The 2055-nt window shown below is 66.0% G+C and carries 3 protein-coding genes; all 3 read left to right on the top strand.

Annotation, left to right across the window (positions count from 1 at the left end; all coding sequences use genetic code 11):
• Positions 1–941: DNA-binding protein (locus ACGF12_RS38395; RefSeq protein WP_393041240.1), on the top strand; the 941-nt coding region annotated here is incomplete at its 5' end.
• A gap of 11 nt (positions 942–952) precedes the next feature.
• A complete protein-coding gene (locus ACGF12_RS38390) occupies positions 953–1426 on the top strand; it encodes a hypothetical protein (RefSeq protein WP_393041237.1) in 474 nt (157 codons plus the stop codon).
• A gap of 204 nt (positions 1427–1630) precedes the next feature.
• Positions 1631–2008, top strand: a complete 378-nt coding sequence (locus ACGF12_RS38385) for a hypothetical protein (RefSeq protein ID WP_393041234.1) — start codon at positions 1631–1633, stop codon at positions 2006–2008.
• Positions 2009–2055 lie beyond the last annotated feature (47 nt).

Below are 2055 nucleotides of genomic sequence, written 5' to 3'. Positions count from 1 at the left end.
TTGCTCATGTTGCTCTTGCCACTCACTACCTGAACTGCTTCCTCCGGGACCGTCCGTCCCAGTATCAGGCTGTCCAGTTCAGCGGGGGAACTTCATACCGCCGACTGGACGGATCGACGCCCTCACGAGAACTTGCCGATGCAGCCCGGTCTCATCTTCGGCTGATCCAGGGGCTGGCTGGCGCAGCGCCGACCGCTACCCATCGGATCAGGCTCGCCGCCGTCGCGAGCGAGGTGGCGAGCCTGAACGCATGGCTGGCATGGGACATGGGAGACCACGGATCTGCGCGATCGTTCTACGGGGCTGCTATCAATGCCGCCCGATCGGGGACAAGTTCTCTCCTGGTTGCCTACCAGACCGGAAGCCTTGCGCAGTTCGAAGCACACACCGGCAACGGAATCCAGGCGATCAGCCTTGCGAAGCGAGCTCGTAGCGTTCTGGAGCCTGGCTCTCCCGCAGTCGCCGACGCATGGCTGTCGTCAGTGGAGGCCCTCGGACACGCAGCCACAGGTGATCAGCGTAGTGCCGACCGCGCATTGACACGTAGCCGAGCGGCGGTCCATGCCAACACCGAAGACGAACCGCCTCCTTGGCCATGGGTGTTCAGCTTCGATGAGACCAAGGTTGCCGGTTTCAGAGTGACGTGCGGCGCCAAACTCGGACTCTCCAAGTGGATCTCGGATTGCGCAGGCCCCGTTCTCGCCAACGGTCACGCGAAACAGCGCGCGCTTCTGATCCTGGATGTCGCGGCAGGCCATCTCGCCGCAGGGCGGATCGAGGCGGCATTCACACTCGCGATGCAGGCTCTGGAGGTCGGTCTCCAGTACCGCTCAGGGCGAATCATCGAACGGAGCCGCTCACTTCGACGGACGTTCAACACTTCCTCACCGCCCAAGGTCGTTCGGGAGTTTGATGAGCGCATGCACGACGTCTATCTCTAGGAAGGAATCCGATGCGGATCGGGATCACGGGGCACCGAGGGCTGACGACCGAGGTCGAGGGGCGGGTACGGCAGTTGCTCGAAGACGCTCTCGCGCGCGAGAACCCGAACGAGCTGACCATTGTGTCCTGCATCGCGGACGGGCCGGACGCGTGGTTGGCAGAGATCGCGCTTGAGCGGGGTGCGCAGTTGGAGGCCGTCATTCCGGCCGATCAGTACCGGGACGGGCTGCCGCAGTGGCATCACCCCACCTACGACCGGCTCTTGGAGTTCGCCACAGCCGTTCACCGGACCGGGCACGTGGAGTCCGACGAAGCTGCCCACATGGCGGGGAGCGAACTCCTCGTCCAGCAGGTCGACAAGCTCCTCGCCGTCTGGGACGGCCTGCCGGCCCTGGGCTACGGCGGGACGGCGGACGTGGTCGCGTACGCCCGCCAGCACGGCGTGCCCGTCGAGGTGCTGTGGCCGCAGGAAGCCCGCCGATGACCAGACGGTACACAGCGCCTGCGCCCTCCCGGGGAGGGCGCAGGCGCACAGACCGGTTGCTGGAACACCGAGCCAGACCGGCTTCTCACCGAGGGTGGTCCGGAGCCAGTCGACGGGCCGTGCTGCCGCGACCGCATCGGTGTACAGCTCGCTAGTTCAGTTGGGCCGCCAACTGGCCACGGCTGCCCAGTGGTTGGCGATACCGTGGATTACGTCATCGAGCTGAACCGGAGGGACGAGGTGGATCGCCGGGGATTCGTGGCCGCCTCCAGCGCTTACGCGCTCACGGCGTTGGGTCTGCCCGACTCGGACGCCGCCCTGCGGCGCGTGCGGCTCAAGTCCGGCGGCAAGGTCCAGGTCGGCCGTGGCGAGGTCGCCGCGATCCGCCAAATGACCAAGTCGCTCGGCGACGCTGCGGCGGAACTCGGCGGTGGACACGCCCGCCACCTCGCCGTCCGCTACCTCCACGACGACGTCGCCCCCTGGCTTGACGGCACCTGGAGCGAAGCCGTCGGCCGCGAGCTTTTCGCGGCAACTGAAGTTCCACCCTGCGGTTGGACACCTGGACACTGGGACGTATGAGCCCAGAGGAAGCAGTCACAGGTGGGAACCAAGAGCAACATGAGTAA

The sequence above is a fragment of the Kitasatospora sp. NPDC048296 genome (assembly GCF_043201815.1).
Classification (GTDB): domain Bacteria; phylum Actinomycetota; class Actinomycetes; order Streptomycetales; family Streptomycetaceae; genus Kitasatospora.
The sequence above is the reverse complement of the archived record's forward strand: the minus strand, read 5'-3'. Positions and strand labels throughout refer to the sequence as shown.